Source organism: Collinsella aerofaciens, from assembly GCF_901212495.1.
In the GTDB taxonomy this organism is placed as follows: domain Bacteria; phylum Actinomycetota; class Coriobacteriia; order Coriobacteriales; family Coriobacteriaceae; genus Collinsella; species Collinsella aerofaciens_H.
The window spans coordinates 17,810-38,706 of sequence record NZ_CAAKNY010000019.1 but is presented as its reverse complement, the minus strand read 5'-3'; the positions used below and the strand labels follow the sequence as shown (position 1 = coordinate 38,706).

Sequence of the window (20,897 nt, the reverse complement as noted above, 5' to 3'; positions counted from 1 at the left end):
GGCACCTGCGAGAGCTACCAGCGCATCTACTCCAAGCTCCTTGACGCCGCGGGCATCGCCAACGGCCGGATCACCGGCAACGGCCACACCTGGAACGCCGTAAAGATCGACGGCAAATGGTGCCAGATGGACCTAACCTGGGACGATACCAGCGACAACTGGTACGGGGACCTGGACCAACGCCATCTGTACTTTGGCCTGACCGACGAGCTCATGGCAATCGCCCACTCCGACCACACGGCTAACTACCAGAAGGCCGACTACGCCTACCGCTCAACCGACCTCTCCAACAATTACTTTGTGCGAAACGGCAAGGCAGATGAATAGGCAGAGCAGTATGCCGACCGCATTCAGCAGCACCTGGATGCCAAAGAAGAGAGCTTTTCCATAGATGTGAGTCAGCAAAGTTACGTGCAAGCAGAAAAACAGCCGCAATTTCATCTAATTCCAATTGAAATGTTAGTTTTGGCAGGTCGAATCTTACATCAAAACAAAAAGAGGGCCGACGCATCAACCCTCTTCAGGTGTCGCCCGAAGGCTTCCACCGCAATTGGCTTTATTTTAGTCAAAGGCAATTGTTTGTCTACAGGCTGCCCTTACCAAGGCCGCCAATCACTGCGCCATAAAAATAGGGGACGCCCTCCTTTCAGAAGGAACCCCCTTACAAAACAGATGCTACAAAAAGCTACCGTTTTTCGTTGTGTTGATAGGATACACCAAAAGCTGTCACAATATGTTGCATTAGCCGCCGCCACAAATTCAACGTTTAATTTGTGTCAACAGGAAACCACGCTTCAATTACCTTCGTAAGGAATTCAAATCCCGTTAGCACTTGAGGATTACCACGATAGTAATCAATATGCTCATTCATTCTCTTAACGAATAACGCTAGGCTCCTCGCGCGATGTTCGAAGACCCCCTTCGAGGCAAGCTCCTTGTGCGCATATAACGTAGTAACGATTTGCTGTACCCGATCATTGCTCATCTTGTTCTTGCGTTGTCCAGAACCGATACAAGAAATACTCGAGAGCTCCCGCATGACGGCATTTCTAGGCTCATGCATGGGCTCGCCGGCACTCAGATCATTCAAGATACAGTTGTTGTGCGCGCATGCATTTCTTAACGATTTAACCGCCTGGACTATATAAAACTCGTTAAGCATCTCGCGGTCATTGAACCTTTGGGCGCAGAACTTATAGAAGTAGAGAAACGAGCCGAAGGAGACGACTTCGACAAAAGCCCACGCGGGGAATTCGAAATCAGCGTACCTGGCAATCAATCCGCAAGTGTAAGGACTGTTCTTGCACCTACGAATCTCATCCTTGAGCGAATTACATGGTATCCCATCGGGTTTCACGCTATCGTAGGAGGAAATGAAATCCGAGACAACCGCATAGCCGTCCTCCCCCTCCGTCTCGATACGCTTTAATAGTTTTACCTTTGCAAAATGCTCCACATCGAGCGTAAGCGGCAGCATTTCATAACGAAGGAGCATGTCGACAATCGACAAGTCGACCAACATCTTGAAGTCTAGATTTGCATACTCCCCCTTGCGATTTCCTTCCTCAACCTTAGGAAAGCCAAGCCGGTAGGCACGCAGGCGAAAATAGTTGCTGTTCTTTTCCAGATAGGCTCTGGCATCGTCTTCGCTCATCAGCGAGAAATGGACGCCCCTCGATTTGAGATGATCAATCTGCTCTGACGCCGTAAGCCACGGCTTTCTATTGGCGTCGGTCATTAGATCTCCCTTCTCGATGATTGGCTCGAAATCCAATGTTAGCGCGTTTGACTGGGAGAGTCGTCAGGATATGACCGATATGCAAAATAGCCCTTAACGCAATAACCCGAATACTCTGAAACTAAGGAATGCCAATCCGAGTAATGGAATTTTTCACCGTACATTTGAGAACATCATCCTGCCCATCAAAGGTCATTGGAAAATACTGCAGGTAGCGGTTTCCAAGTATGTCCGAGTACGTGACGGCGATGCGATAGCCGGCCTCCATCACTGGCTTTGCTTCATCCCTAAAATAGATAACCAGCTCGCTCTCCCCTCCCACTGGAAGCTGCCGAGTCTGGCACCAAGCGACATGCGGAGTTCCAAAATGGGCCCACTCATTTCTATTGGCAATCCCAACCCTAACATTTACCGCAGGCCCAGCTCCCATACTGGATATTGCATAACGATTAGCAGCATGTTCGTCCACAAGACTCTCGTCGCAAGAAATGGCTGGGGCTCCGCCATCAATCAGCAGACGATCAACGCAGTCCAAAGCACCCGATTTATATTCATCGTCCCTAGGATCAGCATCGGTAAACACACCGTGAGCGAAACCGTTCTTCGGCATATGTGGCTGCTTTTCCGACAAACAGCTCAAGGCAATACAAGGGAGAACGTTCATCACGTCAGAATGATTCCGGTCTTCCCTACCAGCTAGCAGCGAGAAGTACAGCACCGCGACCGCCGAAATTGAGCCCACTAATGCGCCAAGATATCCGAGCAGGCCGTTAGCGTCCCATACGGGATGCAGCCATGGAACTGGTGCATCGATTGAAAACGCGACCTGAATGGCTATCAGTAAAAATACAGAGAGCGCCCTAACGCAAGCAATAAACGCTTTAATTAAAGCGAATGCCGAAGGCTTCCTCTTGCCCGAACACATTCCAACCAAACTCATTTCACGAAACACACGTTTTAATAAAGTTGGCCCCAAAATCGGTTACCTGGTAGCTCCAGCGATGGAAAAAGAATTTCTTGTCATCTTCAAGCCCGACCTTCGCCTTCGCATTTTGGATAGCCTCACTTGATTCGAACCTTTCAAGCGCAGTCTTAACATCATCAGTGTAGTAATCACAACGCTTGAGGATGCCAAGTCGATCCAGGTTTCCCAGATACACCAGCGATTGATCAGGGTACTCGCAAACACCCTCACAGCACTCGTTATAGCCTTCTACGACTTCCGTCCATTTACTTGGAACTAGTTCGTTTGCGTTGACAATTCTTAAGTCAACGAGCGGGATAGACACGTGTTCAACATCATCAGAACTGGTCAACGTACTCAGCAACTTAGCCTCGTCGGGACTAATCTCCTTAAGCAGTTGAACAAAACTGGGGTGGACGTATTCTGCCGTCCGATCATCCATCGAGGATAGTAACAGATTTGCATACATACCCCGCAGTTCCTCGCTGTCATAGCAATAAGCGAGTTGTTGAATTGCTGGAACTGCGATATGCGCCGGAGGTTCAGTAAGATGTTCCTCGGGAATCTCATCAACACGAGACCCCACGGCATCGATGGTCAGCTTGATGCTTTCTTCTCTATTAACGACCCAGCGATTCCACGATGAAAGCCAAATGGCAACAGTCCTTGGAACCAGGCTAACCGTTTTCCCTATCGACTCTGCGGAGGGATGGACAAGGTCGTCATATGCCTTTTCAAGCACTGGTATATCGGCAATTTCCTTAACCGTATCAAGATCCATATCAAACTCCTTGTACATTAATAAGAACCCCACGCGTTAATCTCAACGCCATTACGCAGCTCCGCACAAGCTAATACTACAACCTCAAGGAGGAGGCCAAGCATAATGATTTGCAATGATACGACTAGACCTATTTGCTCAAAAGACATTAATCTAAAGGCGCATGTAGCAAACCAGCATTTTCCAAACAGCAGAGCGTACCAGCGATTATCCTTTACCGGAAAGCATAGAAACGGCGCTCAGCCGCAACTGCATTTCGAGCTTCCTTTAGATGTCTCTTCGCTTTTAAGCGTACATCTTTTAGTTGCTTAACCGGATCAACATCAATCTGATCAAAAACATGGGCCATGTCACCATCGACATATGCAACAAAAGAAGAGCCACCTAAGCTGCCAATCGCCCCATTGTGCTGCGAAAGCAAACGTTCCGTATCCCTACGAACTTCACGTATCCTAGGTGCAGCACATTGCAGAAAATGACAGAAGAGTTCAATCACAAGCCTGTTGTATTCCATGTTCGTATAACGAAAACTAAGGAACGGAGAATCAGACGGATCACATTCTTTAATCTTCGAAATAGTCGTGTCTAAAAACGCGCGCAGCTTTGTCGAGGTATTGTATTCGCGCATGTCAGCGATTTGGTCAAGATCGAATCGAACCCTGGTAGAACCTTTTTCTTTCACAAGCGAAACAACGGTTTGACCGTGCTGAACGGGATTTCGTATCTCATACATAAAAACGTAAAGGCCGCCGCCGTCATACCAAGAAGAAGGCAACTTCCAATAGTCTTTATATAATTCATCTTTGGAACCTTTGTCGTATTCACGCATGACGGCTTGCATTCTGTCGATAAGACCTCGGCCAGCTGATACATAATTACAAAAAGCTCCGTTTACAACAATCCTCTCACCAAAACGTCCACCGGCAAAGCCATCGGACAAGATGTCAGACCGGTCGCATGGAACCAAACGCCTCAATTCGCTGTAGTTCCATCGAAATTGTTCATAAAGCTGATTGACCTCCCAGAAAGAACGCACGACATTGGAGTACTCTTTCATTTTGATGACAGAATCGCCTTCAAGTAACTCAATCTTTGAAAGCGCATCGCAGCCTTCGGCACTAACCGATTGAATCGGCAACACATGTACTAAGTCCGCCAAAGAAATTCCTCCAAAGAAAGAAATAACGTTCAAACATTGATCGATAGGCAAAGTTATCAAGCCGGTGAAAACCACCATTCGTAACGCATCATACTAACGTGCCAATGAAACTAGCAATGTAGGGAAGAACAGCTATCGCGACATCAATCCCCTTGTCGGACATCCAAGCAAGAAATTTCTGTACACGACTTTCCGCCTCCTTCTTAGGCTTGTTCTTGACTGCATCCAAATCAAGAAGTAAGCACTTTAGCTCTTTTTTGAGGTCGTCGTCCAAAACGTTTTCCGGGATAGATTGGACCTGCTCGGCAACCTGAGTAATAGTCAGCATATTCGTCACGCTATTCTGGTTAACAGCGCTAGCCTGAACATTCACAGTGTTCATATTTCCCGACACAGACTCGAGTGCGATTTTAGCCTTGTAATGCTTAAGGTGGCCCAGTATAAGCTCCAGATCACCACGCAAATCCTCTTCCTCTGAGCCGAACCCGTAACCACTCAGGCCAACGGCAAAGTTCTTAATATCGACCTCGTAAACCCGAACCATACGATCGACGCAGCGTCGACGATCATCATCGTTTCCACTGCTAATAAGACGCTTGCACTCATCAATATCCTCGTCGACAGATGCGAGTGCGAGACGAAACGGATCGCCCTCCAGATTCTTACGATCAGACTCTATGAGGACAAGGAGTTTCCCTCGAAGCTTCTTCAAATCTCCTTTATTATTATATTTGACCACCTGTCCAGGTACGATCGCCCTGCCCTTATACCTATCAAGTCCCAAATTCATTTTCGGATCGGCGCCCGAAAAAACTGCAACGATCTCCTTAACAAGATCACCCGCAGAACGGTCGTCATACACGCGAAGTGCCTCATCGATTCTCGCAATGTAGCTATCGGCTTGTGTCATGCAATCACTCCCGCTTAAAAGAAGATATAGATTCATGTAAACTATTTTACTTCTGGCTAACAGTGCAAATGGCAAGTTGACTTTCGTTGGTCGCCACTCATATCCAACATCCTCATAAAAAGAAACGACTGGTTCATCATAAAAGACGTTCAAAAACAAACAGAACCAAATCGCTCCGATACCCTTAGGCAGGCGATAACGGGCATACGGTCGCAAATAATGAAACGCCTTGAGCGACTTTACGATGCCCCATGCATGACTCGAATAAATTCACAATGGAGGAACTATTATCTTAACAATAATGAGAAACAATATCGAAAGGCAGCATGGCAGTCCCCAGTAAACAGTCAACCAAATTGCAAGGTCAACGATCGATTGTTAACGTCATGCGCCAGGCAGCGAACGCCTGAGGCATTGGTACTCCCTAACACTTAAGCGAATGACATTGGTCAAATATTTTTCGTCAAACGGTAGCCTGAAAATCGGACTGCCGGAGCAGGTCATGGATTAGAACGGTCACGGCCCTGATAAGATTCCCGTAACGGTCTTCGTCCTTCCCTAAAACCTAATATTGTGAGGATCACAGGCTCTGGGAGCGAATGTGCCGGCACCGGATAAGGACGAATAACTCAATCGAGCGCATCACCCACGAGGCCAAGATGAGGACGAGGGTCATCAAGAGATATGATTCCCGCTGATTCAATTATGGCGCCACCGCACAATAGCCAAAACAACCCTCAGTGGCTCAGTGAGTTTTGCCGCAACACTCCCCTGAGCGATCGCGTCAATGTTGGTATAAGCGCACCGACCACTAACCGTTGTAATAATTGCCCCTGTCTGAGAATCTGGAATTGCAACATAACGCAGGTTCTGGGAAAGAACAGGAGTGGCTATTGAGTTACTAGCAGGCACGATGCTAGGAACCGCCGTGATACCGAGGTCAAATCTGATATATTAGTGACCCTTTAGACGAAAACGGCTTCTCACCAACTCTTTAATCTGATAGAGTACCAAATTGGTGATTCAGCGCTCTATAGCACTCTATAGCTCGCCCAGATCATTGAACACTCTCTGTGTTCCAAAAATTTAAGCAATCGACAGAAAGGACGGTCATGCTCACCTTAACAAGTAGCGCCCACCTTAGACGGTAAGGAGCAATGCATGGAGATATGGATCCAAGCTGTTCGGTAAGAGAAGCCCGCTCTGCAGGAGCGGGCAAACCGTCCTTAGTCGACAATGCATAAAAGCACGCGCTCATTATTTTTACCCAGAAGCGTAGAACTGTCCATCATTTTATTGCTTTTAACGAATACAACCACAGGTCATCCACAATCTACAGTTTAATATCCAGCAATAGCCGCTAAATATGCATTATCATGTCCCTACGCAGCCTATAGCCTTTGCTTAGCCTATCCTTCTCATCACGCAGATGACGACTATCGCTTTCGTCCTGCTTATTCCAGAGCGCAAGTAGCGTCGCCATGTGAGGAAAGGACGAGCCACTTAAAGGCGACACCCTTTCAACAGCGCATAAAAATGGATAAATCAAACGAACAGCATCGAGAAACGATCCGTGAACAGACGGATAGAGCACATCTTCATTCACCAAGCCGCTGTTCACCTGCATCGCAAGCCCCTCAAGGCAATTGGCAATTTCAGTTACATTCTTATTGAGAATAACCTTCAAATCACTGCTGTCGAAACCATCATGGCATGGATACAGATCCGGATAACAAAGATACCATTCTTTATACTCCTTAAGCAGCTCAGTCCAATTTTTTGGTGAGTCGATATATGACGAGATGGAAGCCGACAACTCATCGCATGATACACCGGATAAATTGATTAACTCTTTTTCATCGAAGGAAACCAAGCTTGCCACCGTCAGGCTTCTTTTTACCTTAACGTATTGCGGGCATGCCCTCGAAATATAATCCAATATTCTCAAGCGAGGAAACACTTCGAACCTAAGTGTATCCGCAAAAGAGGCCGACCACTCAGAACAGCGAATATAACTATCAAGCTTGATCTGCTTGAGCTGTAGATAACATGCGACTGCAGCGATAACTACGGCGATAAAAGTTGCAAAATTAGCCAAACACCCGATGAGCCCATATATATCCTCAAGTATCATCTGGAAACCAGCCTCTCAATGATGTCACTACGAGGCTTCAAGTCACACACTGCAAAACAATAAAAGCCTTAAGCTGACGAGGACCCTTATTGTTAACCGGCATGACAAACCCCGGTAATCAATTGACCAAATTGAACGGTCAACAAGCGGATATCAATGTCATGCACCAGGCAGTGAACACTTGAAGCAATAGTAACCCCCGACACCTTAGAAGGTCGTAGCGGTCTAATATTTTTTTCGAACGGCAGTCGGAAAATCAAAGTGCCGGATTACGGCATTTAAGATGTACGGCACCCGAACGCCCTCATAGACGGCGAGTACCCTCTTGAGGTGACGCCTAATTTCTTTCACAAATCGGCAAACACGTAGAAGAACAAGGTCCACGCGCCGTCATATGGTTTCTAGCGGCTAAACAACAAATCACCGACGAAAGGGGGCACGGGCCGCGTCTGCGAACATCGCATCGGTAGACGAGGGGTCGCTCGACGCACTGCTCAACGAGGAGCGTCCGAGCTTATCGGGCCGAGCGCCATGAAAGGACGGCGGGCCGGGAGACCTACCACAGCGGCTAGTACGCGAGATGGATCGTCACGGGCGCCGGGGTAGTTGATCTCAGCGTGCCGAAGCTCTTCGGAGCGGCCGTGAGGACGGCGCGCGACGGGTTCGCCGAGACGCTGGCCTACACGGAATTCCCGCCGGAACACTGGCGCCAAATCAGGACGAACAACGGGATCGAGCACATCAACCGCGATATCAGGAGGAGGACGAGGGCCGTCGGAACCTTCCCGGACGGCAACTCCACCTCATGCCGGTGACGGCGAGGCTGAAGTACATAGCGGAGCGCGAGTGGGGCAAGAGGAGGTGCCTGGACATGCTCAAGCTAGAGGAGATGGACGAGTTGAAGGGAAAGACGTAGGGCTAAAAGAGGACGGGGCCGAGGACGGCTAAATCAATTTGCGAAATAATCTTGGCGGCACTAGCTGGTGCGGTTTTTAACCGGTTAAAAAGGGGTATCGACCCACGCCGATACCCCTAATGCAAGCACGCTTCAATCTAATTAAGCCATTATCAATACTGCTTTATCGGATCAGCGTACATCGTGAATTGAAAGCCAATCCAATATCCTATTGAAGCTTTCTGTAAACTAGATTCCGTTTTTCGTGAAATAGCATATTCGCGGGTACATCTTTAGAAACAACGCTATTCGCAGCGATGACCGCATTGTCGCCAATGGTCACACCTTTAAGCACCACAACATTCGCACCAAGCCACACGTTGTCACCAATATGAACGGGCGCAGTCGTAGTCGGCTGGTCCCGGTACATGACTCCATTCTGCGACATACCGTGGTCGAAGTCATACACATGGACGTTTGGACCAAATAGACAGCCTCTGCCAATCTCAATTCGTTCATGAGCAATCAGGACGCAACCGTAATTGAAAGACGTTCGCTCACCAACGTTAATAACGCCTTTATTCGATACGCGACAATAAAACGGTCGCCTGAAAGCCTTCGTCATGGTTATCTGGCCAGGGAATCTCCCTGCAAGAAACGCCAACTTAGCCCGGACATAAATCCAGGTCGCCACATGCTCTACAAACTCCATTAAATTCAAGAGAAACGCCCCTAGTAACTATTTCCTTTTAATAAGCTGTTTCACAAGAGTCTTGAGAGATTTCACGAAGCCGTAGGCGCCAACAAACCGAGCAGTGCCCTCGAACCCCTTATGCTCATAAGCCTTCCAGAAACCATCAACGTTACCCTGCGGAGAGGACGACCTCTCCAGCATCGGATTACCGGGCAGCACCTCTTCAAGAGATATTTCTGTTACGCCGGGCTCAAATACGCCAGATGCAACAATGCGCTCGGCAAGCTCGCTATTAACCATAACAACAGAAAGTCCCTTATGATCATTAAGGCCTTTACGAACTCGATCGACGCCAAGAAAATCAGCAAGAGTGAAATCGGAGACCCTGTTGACGTCGGTATAGGAGCAGTTATAACAGCTGGAATTTAAAGCGTTATTGCTATAGAACACATCTCGCCAAGTATTAGATTCAATCGTGTCATAGAGAGCAGTGCCGTCGTCCAAGAGAGCCTTCTCGACATGGACTCCCCAACCTCTGTCCTTGGGGCGATGAAAATACTTGATGACCTTCTTTCCGGACTTTTTTTCCAAAAAGGAAATGTAATCGCGGAACATACGATTACTAGGCGTGCCATGGCAGATTAAATCGCAGGTAACCAACTGTCCGGAATAGTTTTTCTTAGACAGAAAACTCCTAAGACCCGCAATTTGGCATGGGATTCCGCTGTAGAGCACGTCAAGACCTTGTTTCAAGTCGTTATATGCTTCGACAAATGAAGAGCCAACGAAACCCTGTGAGTATTTTGAGCCTCGACAAGATTGCGCGTCGTCAACAGAGGCGCAACGCCGCTGAACAACGCGGAAATCTTCATCGAAGCAAGCGCCGTAAACGACGCCGCCATTATTTAGGACGTAAGTAGCCAAGGTCCAAAACGCGGCACCCGAGGAACTTTTTACGCGTTCGGCGTCATCAGCCTGATAAGCCAATAACCGGCGAGGGCTCATCTTCAGATCATTGCTCGTCAAACCATTAGCCGGACATACCATCTGACACAAACCGCACTCAACACATTTTGATTCGTCAATCTTCGGACGGTAAAACCCATGAGAGTCTTCTGCTATCTGAATCGCCGATCGAGGACACACAGACAGACACGCAGAGCACCCGGTGCAGCGTTGACTATCTTTGCAGATATCCATGGAATCCCTCCCAATCGTTAAGAATCATCTTGTCTGAGCCGCAAATAGCAAACACCGCCACACATGAAATGAAATACGGTATGTAGCACTGCGGATCGTATAAAGGGTTGCCTGAAAAGCAATAAAGTAGAAAGAAAATCTGCACACCCAAACAGGCCCACAAGCAAAAGGAGTCCCCGTAAGGACCCTCCTCTAAATGAGATTCAGATTGATGCACGGCTGCAAAGATGGAGAGAAGCGCAGGCAAAACAAAAGCCGCAAGGCCAATCACACCCGTCTCGGCAAGCAGTTGTAGGTATACATTGTGCGCACTCATCGATGAGAAGCCGAGATTACTGTACATTGCGCCAAGAGAAGTAGTGGCAACATACTTCGAATAAGTTCCCCAGCCACAACCAAGCAAGGGTTTTGCATAAAACAAACTCCAAGCGCAATCGTACAAATAGCTTCTACCGTTGCCAGTGTCATCATCTGACAGTTCAATAAACCTCTCAAGAGTCGCCTGAACAGCAGGAACAAACGTTGCAAGAACACCGACGGCTATTACAGCGATCGCAGCAACAGTCAAAGTCTTGAGCATCGTCCCGGTAAATTTCTTCCTATTAACGAAGAGGCAAGAGATGACAACAGCGGCAACAGACGCCACCAAAGGACCCCGCTTGGTGGTCAAAAAGAGCGCAAGCAGGAGCATAAGGCTCAGCATCAGATCTTTAATCCGAACCTTTTCCCTGCTACCAACAAGACCACAGGCCCAAGAGACGAGACCCAAACTCAAATAAATCGAATTAGTGCTGTAGTGCGCCGTAAAGCCAGAGCGATAGTCCCTAGCCATATAGCTACTTGAAAAGAAGGCAGATTTAACTGGCGGATAAAGTGCGGGGACTAGCCAGAAGATAATGGTGCAGAACGCATGAAATGCTGCAAAGGCGACAAGAACCCTAAGGCATGAAGTGACCCAGGATCGCTCGCCTGCCGCAACATACATGCACAGAAATAGAAGTGTATAGACTACGAGCAGGGTCAAATTAGCCACACCGTATATGAAACTATGAAAAAGGAACAGCACAAAGAAAGGTGCCCAAGCCAGCTCAAGGCCAAATCTTCTGCAAGCAAATCTTCTGTTAGTCACAAAATGCAGGAGAAGCGCCGTAGCAGATAGCAGGAGGCAGACATCGAGTGCAAGCGCAGAAGCAGCGAGCGATTGGCAGAAAAAGGCGTAAAAGAGCAGTGGAATGAACACCATGGACCCATCATTTAGGGAAAAGCGTCGCTCTAACTCAGAGCAAGACTCAACACCGGCCCTAGACGCACTGAAATAATTCATCCTATTTAATCCTCATAAAACGACCAATAATCGAACTATAGCTAGGCCTGTCGAAGAAATAGAGCGTCGCGCATGCGGCGACTGCGCCCCAAATGACAAGGCCGATGGCGACCGCAATCCATCCCGGCCAACTTCCAGCGAAGCAAGACAGTAGATAGCCAGGCATGGCCACGAGAACGGTCTGAAATACATACACGCCAAACGACCAAAACGAACTCGAAAGAGAGTCCTTCGAGATTTTAAGAGGCTCGTAGAGCAAAAGGTCAATCACGCGGTACAGATTGGATACGCAGGACGCAGCAATTGTGCCGACGACCCCAAAACGCATTGTGAGTGGGATACCCAAGACGATAATCATTGCAGCCTGCAAGCAGGTCTGCGCCCTAGTCTCACGGTACATGCCAGCAGCAATTACAAGTAGGCCCTGGGACGACTTGCCATGATAGAGAAAAACATTTAGGACGACGAGGAAACCGAGCAGGACATTGTGGTAGTTTGCATCGTGAAACCCGCCTGCATACAAATCAACAAACGGCATAATCAATGAAAAAGCGCATCCGCATGCCACAGCGGAGACTGCGTACACAAGCGCTCGATATGGCTTATACGAAGACCGAAGACCCTCGTAGTCCCCCTCAGCAATTTGCCGGCCAAAGAGCGCCTGCAGCCCTGTACCAAGGACATTCGGAATCATCTGCAGGCCCGTAGATACGAGCATGTAAACAGCAAGAACGCTTACTTCACTCATGCTCCCGCAGAGAAAGGTCGCCAAAATAACAGGAGCGCCCGACTGAACGGCTCCCAAGATCTGAAGAAACAGCGCATCCCACCTCTGGGGCAGCTGATAGTCACCGTAATCAACCTTGCAGTTGAGCTTCGGATAATGACGACGCGTGTACAGGGCGAGAATCATACTGCGTGCAAAAACCGCAGACAGAGCCAGCGCGTAGACAGCAACAACAGGAGCATGAAGATAGGCAAATAAGAAAATGACAGCCGTGTTAACCAGCGTAAAGACCGTCGATGCAAGCTGAATGAGCCAGTTCTTTTGGTCGGCTGTTAGGAAAACCTGGTACTTAGCAAGAGAAAAGAAGTCCACTACAATCTTCGCGCCCAACAGGAAGGTAAGCACCATAATCTCCCAAGGCGCAAGCGAACCTGCCGAGACAAATATCGGATAGACGACCGAAAGGCCAACTAGCAAGACAAGAAACAACATGCCCGACTTCTGATAAAAGACCTTCGAGGCCGAAGCCACGACGTTAATCCCATCCCAGTCGCCCTGAGCAATAGGCTTATATAGAGCGAAGGTCGCCGCACCAGAAATACCAGCTTCGACAAGTGCGAAATAACCAATAAACTGAGTTAAAGAGGTCACCAGACCGTTAACCTCGGATCCATATACGCCGATAATCGCCCTTGGGACGAGGAAACCGGCAACGATAGCGGTCAACTGGTAGACCAAGTTCCAAAAAGTGTTCTTTGCAAACATAAGCCAGAAACGACACCTACAATCCAATGCAGCGAGCGATAAAGGCACGCGCTGTTTCACGGTCATGTGAGAGTGTCTGGTTTGTATGACCATAGTCAACAGCCGAAGCAACGACCCCGTCTCGATACAGACAATCCTCAATTCCATAACGTGCGAGCAGGTCGGTAATCCTGACATTGCTCTGAACGGCGGAGTCCGACGTTTTAACGACAAACGACTTATTGAAATTCACGGAGAAGCAGGCGCCGTGGAAGGAGTCTGTGCAAACAAAGGACGCCTCACTAACAAGCTTCAAGAAAGCAGCCGGACCGATACCCCTTACGTTAATCATGCCGGGGAATTTCTTCGTGTTGTAATGAATGCAGACGACAGGAACGCCGAGCTCGCTGGCGATCTTCTTAGCTTGATCCACGAGTTTTTGCTCAGAGTTAAGCGTATAAAGTAGCACGTAGGATTGAGGCATCGTATCCAAGCCATCATCTGAGGCAAACGCCGACCAGTCATCGCCCGTAAGAAGCAGGGTCGGATCGGGCATAAATACAGATTCGAGCCCCATATCGCTAAGGACTTTCATAGAGCTCGGCTCCCTAACGGAAAGACCAGTGAACTTTTCCAGCCTGTCGGCCGCGCCTTCATCGCATGCCGAAATGGATTCCGCCGTCGCATCCCCCAAACTGGCAGCATAAGACGCGACCTTTGTAACTTCAGCGATACCTTCACCCAAAAAGACGGGGTCGTGGCCATTAACCCGAGGATTGAAAACCTGATCGCTGCCAATGAGAACGCAGTCGAGGCTCTTGGCTCTATCAACAAGAGCTTGCCTATCAAGCTTGTCCGTTAGGCTTAGGTTGCACTTGGCAAAGTGAGCGAACGAATTTAGTCTTTGACGTTCAAAACCCCTACGAAGTACAAAGCGAATAGCATCTGAAGGATTGAACGAGAAGCGCGTACCCAACTCCCGATCATCAAGTTCTTTATTGCTGTAATTGAGCACTTCGCAGTCGCAGCCCAACGACATCACGGTCCTGCGCAGAGCACATGCCTGTAGCGAAGCACCATAATTTACGGTATTCGAAAATGTGAGGATGCCTATGCTTTTCAATATCTTTCCGCCTAACTATTCACAAGCTCGTTAAAGCAAATTGATGATGTAACCTTCAGTAGCGTTATCGGTTTCGATAACCTTGCACGGGTTGCCAATGACTATCGAATGATCGGGAATATCCTGGTTAACAAAGGCATTGGAGGCAATAAAGACATCGTTTCCAATGGTCACATTACCTGCAACCGTCGAATTAATACCGAGATATACGCGGTCACCAATCGTAGGGACGCCCTTTCTATGGCCACGGTTTTCTTGGCCGATGGTGCTCCCCTTATGGATGTTCACGTTGCGGCCCAACTTCGCGCCGGCGTTAACAGTAATGCCGTAGGGGTGACCAATGTAGAAGCCTTCACCAATTTGAGTTGATGGCGAAATCTCGAGTCCACACTTCCTGGAAAGATGTTTCCTCGGAAGCGTGAAGAGGAGTTTTCGCAATCCCCCTGCTTGACACATCCTTAGATAGAAAACATAGCGGTAGCCAAAATCACCCAATAGCCGGCCGAGCTTTACACCTTCCGAACCAAAATAGTGAAAAGTATCTTTAGCGAATACGCCCACTCTAACTTCTCTCTCCTTTAGCAATCTTTTCGCGAACAGAGCCAAAGATTCTCTTAGTTCCTACAACCAAGCCGCCGTCACTAAGCTCCATGAGAATTCGACCCAAAATCTGCGAAAGCCTTCGCCCAATGAAAGGGGAACACTTACGCACAACCTTCCGCTTGATGCGATATTTAGGCTCAACCCAGCTTCCCGAAGAGCGATGGATGCTGTAGGTTTCACGCTTGATGTGATAACCGCCGAAACCGTAAACGGGGTTGAACGCTTTGGAGTCCAAGGCAAGCCAGCCACCGAAATGCTGCTCTTTATTCACGCGTTCAAAGCCGATTTTTTGAAGCTCAGCGGTGAATACCTCATTCACCGTGGTCTTGTCGAGAAAATCAGGATCACAGGAGAACTTCATCGACTCATATCGTTCTATACATGCGCGAATTACAGGGTCATGAGGCTCAACGGCAACAATCAAGCCAGTAGTGGCGGTCAACGATGATTCTTCGATTGCAGTGAAAGGAATGCTTTCCATGAGAGGCGATATGTCTCGTATGAGCTCGCTACCAACATCCATATAGATGCCGCCATACTCGTACAAGACTTTAAAGCGAGCGTAATCCGCCACGAATGCCCACAGGCCCGCTGCATACGCATCCCTTGACCAGGGACAAGATGCAAAGTCGAAGTTTCCCTCATTCCATTGTTTTACCTCAAACCCAGGCGCAAATGTTTCCCACGAAGCTAACGACTTCACGGCAGTCTCGGAGAGCGGAACGCCGCCGAACCAGCAATAATGAATGATATTATTCAACCCTCTGCACCACCGTAAGTAATAAAGGGAAATAATGCGAGTTCTTCTGCGCCAAGTTGGATGCGGAATTGTTTACAATCATCCGACAACTTCTCCGTAAAGCATCTTGACTTGATTCAGAAAAGCCTCCAAAGAAAATGCCTTTTCGATGCGCGATCGACCATTCTTGCCAATCCGCTCTTTAAGTGCCGTATCGCTCATCAACCGATCGAGAATCTTTGTCAAAGCATCAATATCATCGACCGGAAATAACATGCCGTTTATACCGTCGGATATAACCTGAGGAATGCCGCCGACAGGCGTAGAGATCGTAGCAAGCCCGAACGACATGGCCTCCAGCACGCTCATTGGCATTCCTTCATTTTTAGACGGCAAGCAATATATGCTACTAACGCGAAACGCCTCAATCTTTTTCTCAGCTGTTGCCCAACCGATAAAGCGGCAGCTATTAATAACACCGAGCTCACGAGCAAGATTCTCATAGGCAGCGATATCGCCATCACCGCCAAAAATAAACTTGGCATCAGGATGCAACGGAAGCAGCTTTACTGCAGCACGCAATATCGCATCTGGGCTTTTTCGACTATCGAGTCGGCCCATAAATAGAACAGTATTGAGCGAGTAGTCAGTCGTATTTTCGGACGGCACATCAACAGCATTATTCAATACTGCTATGCGCTCAGAGTCGCATGCGTTCCTATTAATTAAAAAGTTCTTCCATTCTTTAGATAAAACGACGACTTTGGCGCAACGAGTAAAAGTATTGTGGATGTCAAGCCTCTCTTTTTCTGAGCACTCGCTATCAAACCACAATGCAAATTCAGCAGCATGAAGATGAAGGACAACCGGAACGCCCCTTCGGTCGGCTGCATCAATAAACAACTTTTTTCTTATATAACTACCGCGAGATGCCATATGAACATGAACGATGTCAGTTTTATTTAACGAAAATCGAAACTGAAGAAACGCGGTCAGCGCAATGACCAATTTCCCGAATTTTCCGCAGTCGTCATAGGTCGAAATGAACTTCGTCTGAACACCCGCTTTTGGCAAGCGCTCCACAAGTTGTCGCTCAACGGTTGCCATACCGCCGCGAGAAGACAAGCTTGGCCCAATCATCAATACACGTGGATTCGACTCGTTCGTCATTACGCCACCTTTTTAGTTGGAAGCTTCAACCAGCTCCCCATCGTATAATCCATTTCAATCGTTCCAAATCGCGCAAAACCTGCCGATGAGGTGATAGCTAGTTCGTCAAACAAACGGGTTTGGGAAAGGCCTTGCACGAGCGCCCCTCACCCCTGCTTTTGAAGTGCAAATAACTCTCCGAGCTCACGATCGAGTCGGTCCGGACGTCCTTCTTTCGCATAGAAGGGATCGAATCCCCCTCCGGTGTAGAACGTCATTTCACCAAAGTAAGGTTTTCCAGCAATGTTATAGAAATCTACGCGAACGTGCGGAAGACCCAACGCGAGCTTCTCGGCCAGCGCAAGCATAAGCTCATAATTCTCGGGCTTTTTTGTCTGATTTCTGTCTGAAACTTCGTGATCTATATCGCCGCGCGGCTCCCAGTCAGGTGTGAAATATTGCATATCATGGGCGGTAAAACGATCAACGTCAGTTTGAACAAGAGCAGCCTTACCGTCAAAGCAATAGAACTTATAATCAGTCGGAGTCTCCCTGCCGGGCTCATCGAGATAGGCCTCTGCGACAACATGCGGCGCTATTCCCTTATACGCCCACTCTCGACCCTGCCAAAACCAGTTGCGATTAAGCGCAGTCCGGAGGCGTTTTTTTGCTTCGTTAAAGTTGAATTCAGCTTTGTTTGTACAAACAAATGTGCTTTGCGAATCGTGACTACATTTAAGCACGAACTTCTCTGGAAGTTCGTCTAGGTCAATATCATCTACCGAATCAAATACGCCGTAAAGCGGCACAAGGTACTCTGACCCAATACGCTCTTCGATAAAAGAACGAACGCCATACTTATCTGCAAGCAAAGTCAAATCAGGATTATGGTAATGCAGTTTAGACCACTGAATTTTTTCATTAAATGTCTTTGGATGCTCAAAGTCCGGCTCGTAGCGGAGCTTCACCTTAAAACACATCTTCATGTACGCTTCATCGGGAATAAAGCGCAGACTATTTCTCAAAGATAGCGCAATTCGCTTTTTTAACTTCATCGGTTGCCTCCCAGGCCGTCGATGTACTCGGAAAGATCGGCACAGAAATGCTCAGTATTACTTCGATAAGGCAGGTAATTCTTCGTCGTCACACGCGCATAAGCTTCGGATAAACCCTCTGGGTGCAAACAGGGCTCTATAAGCCCCATCTCACCAAACTGCGTAACGATCTCAATCTGATGATCATCTACATGCTCGCCGTATTTGGCTAAACGAGGAACGGCGATGACCTTCTTGCCGTCCTTAACAGCGCCGATGATGGCGCCGGTACCTCCATGGGTTACCACGACATCGCAAGCATCCATTTGAGAGCGAAAGGCCTCACGGTCCAAAAAAGCCTCGTGCTCCATGTGCTCAGGAACATAGGCGCACGCCCCCGTCTGCGCAAAAGCGCCGCCCTTTGCAACGCCACTCGCAACAAGAGCATCTACAGCCCTGATCAGCCTGTCGAATTGGAACTTCTGAGAACCAACAGTGACAAATATCATGCGACCACCTCCCTAGTACACGCCGCCGACAAAGCGGGCGTTGGGGTACACGGAAAGCATCGACTCCCACTGCACATAAAAACGATCGGCGCGCTTGCTCAACAGCTTTCCCGTCATGGTCGGCGAATCTGTTTTCGCGAAAGACTCGACATACACAAGTTTGGCGCCCATCGCATGCCCGATTAGGCAAAACGGTATGGTGGCCAGCACCCCCGTGCATACAATCACGTCGGGACGTTCGGCGTACCAATAACAAAGAGACTTCACGGCATTGGCCACCATTCGTGGAAGAAAACTCGCCTCGTGTCGATTCACCTGGCGCACATAGCGAGCCCGCACGGGCAGCTTAGCCTCGTAGGCAGTCTTCTCGGTGAGAATGAAACTGTCATATCGCTCCATCAAGGGCTTAAGTGCAAGCAACTGCTCTAGATGCCCACCTGATGACGCGGCAAAGCACACTTTTATGTCCTTGCAATTTTCCGTCATACACTAATCCCTCTTAAATAAATCCCTCGTGTAGACCTTGTCCTCCACGTCCGCGAGCTCGTCGCTCCAGCGGTTGGCGACGATCACGTCGCAGCCGGCCTTGAAGGCCTCCAGGTCGTGGGTCACCTCTGAGCCGAAGAACTCCGGCGCGTCCAGCGTGGGCTCGAAGACCACCACGGGCACGCCCTTCGCCTTCACGCGCTTCATGACGCCCTGGATGGAGCTCGCGCGGAAGTTGTCGGAGTTGGACTTCATCGTCAGGCGGTACACGCCCACGACCGGCTTCGGCTTGCCCTCGTACACGCGGTCCCACACCATCTGCAGCACCTCGTCGGCCACGAAGTCCTTGCGGGTGCGGTTGGCGTCCACGATGGCCTCGATCAGGTTCTGGGGCACGTCCCTGTAGTTGGCCAGCAGCTGCTTTGTGTCCTTGGGCAGGCAGTAGCCGCCGTAGCCGAAGCTGGGGTTGTTGTAGTGGCTGCCGATGCGCGGCTCCAGGCACACGCCGTCGATGACGTCGCGGGTGTTGAGGCCGCGGACCTCGCAGTAGGTGTCGAGCTCGTTGAAGTAAGCGACGCGGAGGGCCAGGTAGGTGTTGGCGAAGAGCTTCACCGCTTCGGCCTCGGTGGTGCCCAGCACGAGTTCCGGGATGCCCTTGGTGCCGTTGGCGTTCACGCGCTCGAGCTCGGCGGGGTCGGCGCCCTGCGCGAGCAGCCCGGCGAACTTTTCGGCGGCCGCGACGGCCTCGGGGTCGTCCTTGGGCGCGCCCGCCACGATGCGGCTGGGGTGCAGGTTGTCGTAGAGGGCCTTGCTCTCGCGCAGGAACTCCGGGCTGAAGAAGATCTTGCTGTCGCCCAGCCTATCGCGCAGGCCCGCGGTGTAGCCGACGGGGATGGTCGACTTGATGACGATCCAGGCGTCCGGGTTCACGGAGCGCACGGCGGCGATGGCGGCCTCGACGGAGCTCGTGTCGAAGAAGTTCCTGTCCGAGTCGTAGTTGGTGGGCGTGGCGATGACGGCGTAATCGGCACCCGTGTAGGCCTCGGCCACGTCCACGGTGGCGTGCAGGTCGAGCTCGCGCTCCCCCGCCTTGGCCTCCGCCAGGAAGCGCTCGATCTCGTCGTCTTGGATGGGCGATACGTAGCTGTTGATCTTCTCGACCTTCTCGGGCACGATGTCAAGCGCGTGCACCTCGTTGTGCTGCGAAAGCAGGACGGCGAGGGACAGGCCGACGTAGCCGGTACCGGCGACGGCAATCTTCATTTTCTTCTCCGATTCGAATCGGGTATTAAAGTTAGGCATTAGTAAGCATCGCTTCCGTTGAAGACCTCCAGAACCGTGAGGAGGACAATCTTGAAGTCCATGACGATTCCGCGCTTGGCTATGTACTCGAGATCACGACGGACCATGCCGTCGAACCCGGTGGAGTTTCGCTCCGTCACCTGCCAGAGCCCCGTAATACCTGGCTTCACCGCTAGCCTCTGCAGGTCGAACTCGGTGTACTCCGCGACCTCGTTGGGTAGTGGCGGGCGCGGGCCGACGACGGACATCTGGCCCAGGAACACGTTGACGAACTGTGGGAACTCGTCGATGGAGTGCTTGCGGATGAACCTGCCGATCTTGGTGACGCGCGGGTCGTCCCTCATCTTGAACATGGCGCCGGCGATCTCGTTCTGCTCCTTGAGCTCGGCGAGGCGCTCGTCGGCGTCCTTGTACATGGAGCGGAACTTCCACATGCGGAAGGTTGACAGGCTGCCGTCGGGGCGGGTCTGGCCAACGCGGATCTGGCTGTAGAACGGGTTGCCCTCGCTCTCCAGGCGGATGGCCGCCGCCAGTACCAGGCCGGGAATAGCGATAATCGCAAGCACGACACCGCTGAACACGATGTCGAAGGCGCGCTTGACGGTGCGGTAGACCAGGCGCGAACGGTCCCAGTCCATAATGGATTGCATGGCCTTGTAGCGACCGGCGCCCTCACGCCGGC

19 protein-coding genes and 2 pseudogenes are annotated in these 20,897 nt (G+C 49.9%); 2 read left to right on the top strand and 19 right to left on the bottom strand.

The annotated features are described in order from the left end of the window. Positions 1-327 (top strand): hypothetical protein (locus SFLMC1_RS01720; protein WP_222838013.1); only part of this gene is annotated, 327 nt, incomplete at its 5' end. Between the two features lie 439 nt (positions 328-766). On the opposite strand, the gene SFLMC1_RS01715 is transcribed toward SFLMC1_RS01720, so the two are convergent. The 6 genes from SFLMC1_RS01715 to SFLMC1_RS01690 form a co-directional block, all read right to left on the bottom strand. Beyond that, positions 767-1,738, bottom strand: a complete 972-nt coding sequence (locus tag SFLMC1_RS01715; protein ID WP_152073915.1) for an Abi family protein — start codon at positions 1,736-1,738, stop codon at positions 767-769. A 121-nt stretch (positions 1,739-1,859) separates the two neighbouring features. Beyond that, positions 1,860-2,663, bottom strand: a complete 804-nt coding sequence (locus SFLMC1_RS01710) for a hypothetical protein (RefSeq protein ID WP_152073916.1) — start codon at positions 2,661-2,663, stop codon at positions 1,860-1,862. A gap of 16 nt (positions 2,664-2,679) precedes the next feature. Further along, a complete protein-coding gene (locus SFLMC1_RS01705; RefSeq protein ID WP_187323810.1) occupies positions 2,680-3,483 on the bottom strand; it encodes a DUF4393 domain-containing protein in 804 nt (267 codons plus the stop codon). Between the two features lie 214 nt (positions 3,484-3,697). Beyond that, a complete protein-coding gene (locus tag SFLMC1_RS01700; protein ID WP_154063890.1) occupies positions 3,698-4,720 on the bottom strand; it encodes a hypothetical protein in 1,023 nt (340 codons plus the stop codon). 10 nt (positions 4,721-4,730) lie between these two features. Next, on the bottom strand, positions 4,731-5,552 hold the full coding sequence (locus SFLMC1_RS01695; protein ID WP_152073919.1) for a hypothetical protein: 822 nt from the start codon (positions 5,550-5,552) through the stop codon (positions 4,731-4,733). Between the two features lie 1,360 nt (positions 5,553-6,912). Continuing rightward, positions 6,913-7,686 (bottom strand): hypothetical protein, encoded by a 774-nt coding sequence (locus SFLMC1_RS01690; RefSeq protein ID WP_152073920.1) that lies wholly within the window; start codon positions 7,684-7,686, stop codon positions 6,913-6,915. Between the two features lie 638 nt (positions 7,687-8,324). Here SFLMC1_RS01690 and SFLMC1_RS11210 point away from each other — a divergent pair. Beyond that, positions 8,325-8,602 (top strand): annotated as a pseudogene (locus SFLMC1_RS11210) (transposase); the annotation flags it as partial. A gap of 265 nt (positions 8,603-8,867) precedes the next feature. Here the strand turns inward: SFLMC1_RS11210 and SFLMC1_RS11390 are convergent. The 13 genes and pseudogenes from SFLMC1_RS11390 to SFLMC1_RS01620 all read right to left on the bottom strand — a co-directional run. Further along, positions 8,868-8,972 (bottom strand): annotated as a pseudogene (locus SFLMC1_RS11390) (DapH/DapD/GlmU-related protein); the annotation flags it as partial. Between the two features lie 348 nt (positions 8,973-9,320). Next, positions 9,321-10,475: a Coenzyme F420 hydrogenase/dehydrogenase, beta subunit C-terminal domain gene (locus SFLMC1_RS01675; protein WP_152073922.1), complete on the bottom strand. Its 1,155-nt coding sequence runs from the start codon at positions 10,473-10,475 to the stop codon at positions 9,321-9,323. Then, positions 10,456-11,799: an O-antigen ligase family protein gene (locus SFLMC1_RS01670; RefSeq protein ID WP_152073923.1), complete on the bottom strand. Its 1,344-nt coding sequence runs from the start codon at positions 11,797-11,799 to the stop codon at positions 10,456-10,458. The genes SFLMC1_RS01675 and SFLMC1_RS01670 overlap by 20 nt, the downstream gene beginning before the upstream one ends. 1 nt (position 11,800) lies before the next feature. Continuing rightward, entirely contained in the window at positions 11,801-13,291 is a 1,491-nt protein-coding gene (locus SFLMC1_RS01665; RefSeq protein WP_152073924.1) for a lipopolysaccharide biosynthesis protein, read from the bottom strand. A gap of 16 nt (positions 13,292-13,307) precedes the next feature. Next, positions 13,308-14,393, bottom strand: a complete 1,086-nt coding sequence (locus SFLMC1_RS01660) for a polysaccharide pyruvyl transferase family protein (protein ID WP_187323807.1) — start codon at positions 14,391-14,393, stop codon at positions 13,308-13,310. A 30-nt stretch (positions 14,394-14,423) separates the two neighbouring features. Next, positions 14,424-14,954, bottom strand: a complete 531-nt coding sequence (locus SFLMC1_RS01655) for a serine O-acetyltransferase (protein ID WP_222837926.1) — start codon at positions 14,952-14,954, stop codon at positions 14,424-14,426. Position 14,955: 1 nt separating this feature from the next. Beyond that, entirely contained in the window at positions 14,956-15,756 is an 801-nt protein-coding gene (locus tag SFLMC1_RS01650) for a glycosyltransferase family 32 protein (protein WP_187323806.1), read from the bottom strand. Positions 15,757-15,834: 78 nt separating this feature from the next. After that, entirely contained in the window at positions 15,835-16,905 is a 1,071-nt protein-coding gene (locus tag SFLMC1_RS01645; protein WP_152073927.1) for a glycosyltransferase family 4 protein, read from the bottom strand. Positions 16,906-17,051: 146 nt separating this feature from the next. Then, a complete protein-coding gene (locus SFLMC1_RS01640; protein WP_152073928.1) occupies positions 17,052-17,939 on the bottom strand; it encodes an ATP-grasp fold amidoligase family protein in 888 nt (295 codons plus the stop codon). Next, positions 17,936-18,427, bottom strand: a complete 492-nt coding sequence (gene pssE, locus SFLMC1_RS01635) for a PssE/Cps14G family polysaccharide biosynthesis glycosyltransferase (protein WP_152073929.1) — start codon at positions 18,425-18,427, stop codon at positions 17,936-17,938. Before pssE ends, SFLMC1_RS01640 begins: the two co-directional genes overlap by 4 nt. 12 nt (positions 18,428-18,439) lie before the next feature. Continuing rightward, positions 18,440-18,913, bottom strand: coding sequence for a PssD/Cps14F family polysaccharide biosynthesis glycosyltransferase (pssD, locus tag SFLMC1_RS01630; RefSeq protein WP_152073930.1), 474 nt, complete (start codon positions 18,911-18,913; stop codon positions 18,440-18,442). 3 nt (positions 18,914-18,916) lie between these two features. Continuing rightward, complete coding sequence (locus SFLMC1_RS01625) at positions 18,917-20,176, bottom strand: nucleotide sugar dehydrogenase (RefSeq protein ID WP_152073931.1); 1,260 nt, start codon at positions 20,174-20,176, stop codon at positions 18,917-18,919. 38 nt (positions 20,177-20,214) lie between these two features. Next, positions 20,215-20,865: a sugar transferase gene (locus SFLMC1_RS01620; protein WP_154063889.1), complete on the bottom strand. Its 651-nt coding sequence runs from the start codon at positions 20,863-20,865 to the stop codon at positions 20,215-20,217. Positions 20,866-20,897: the final 32 nt, after the last annotated feature.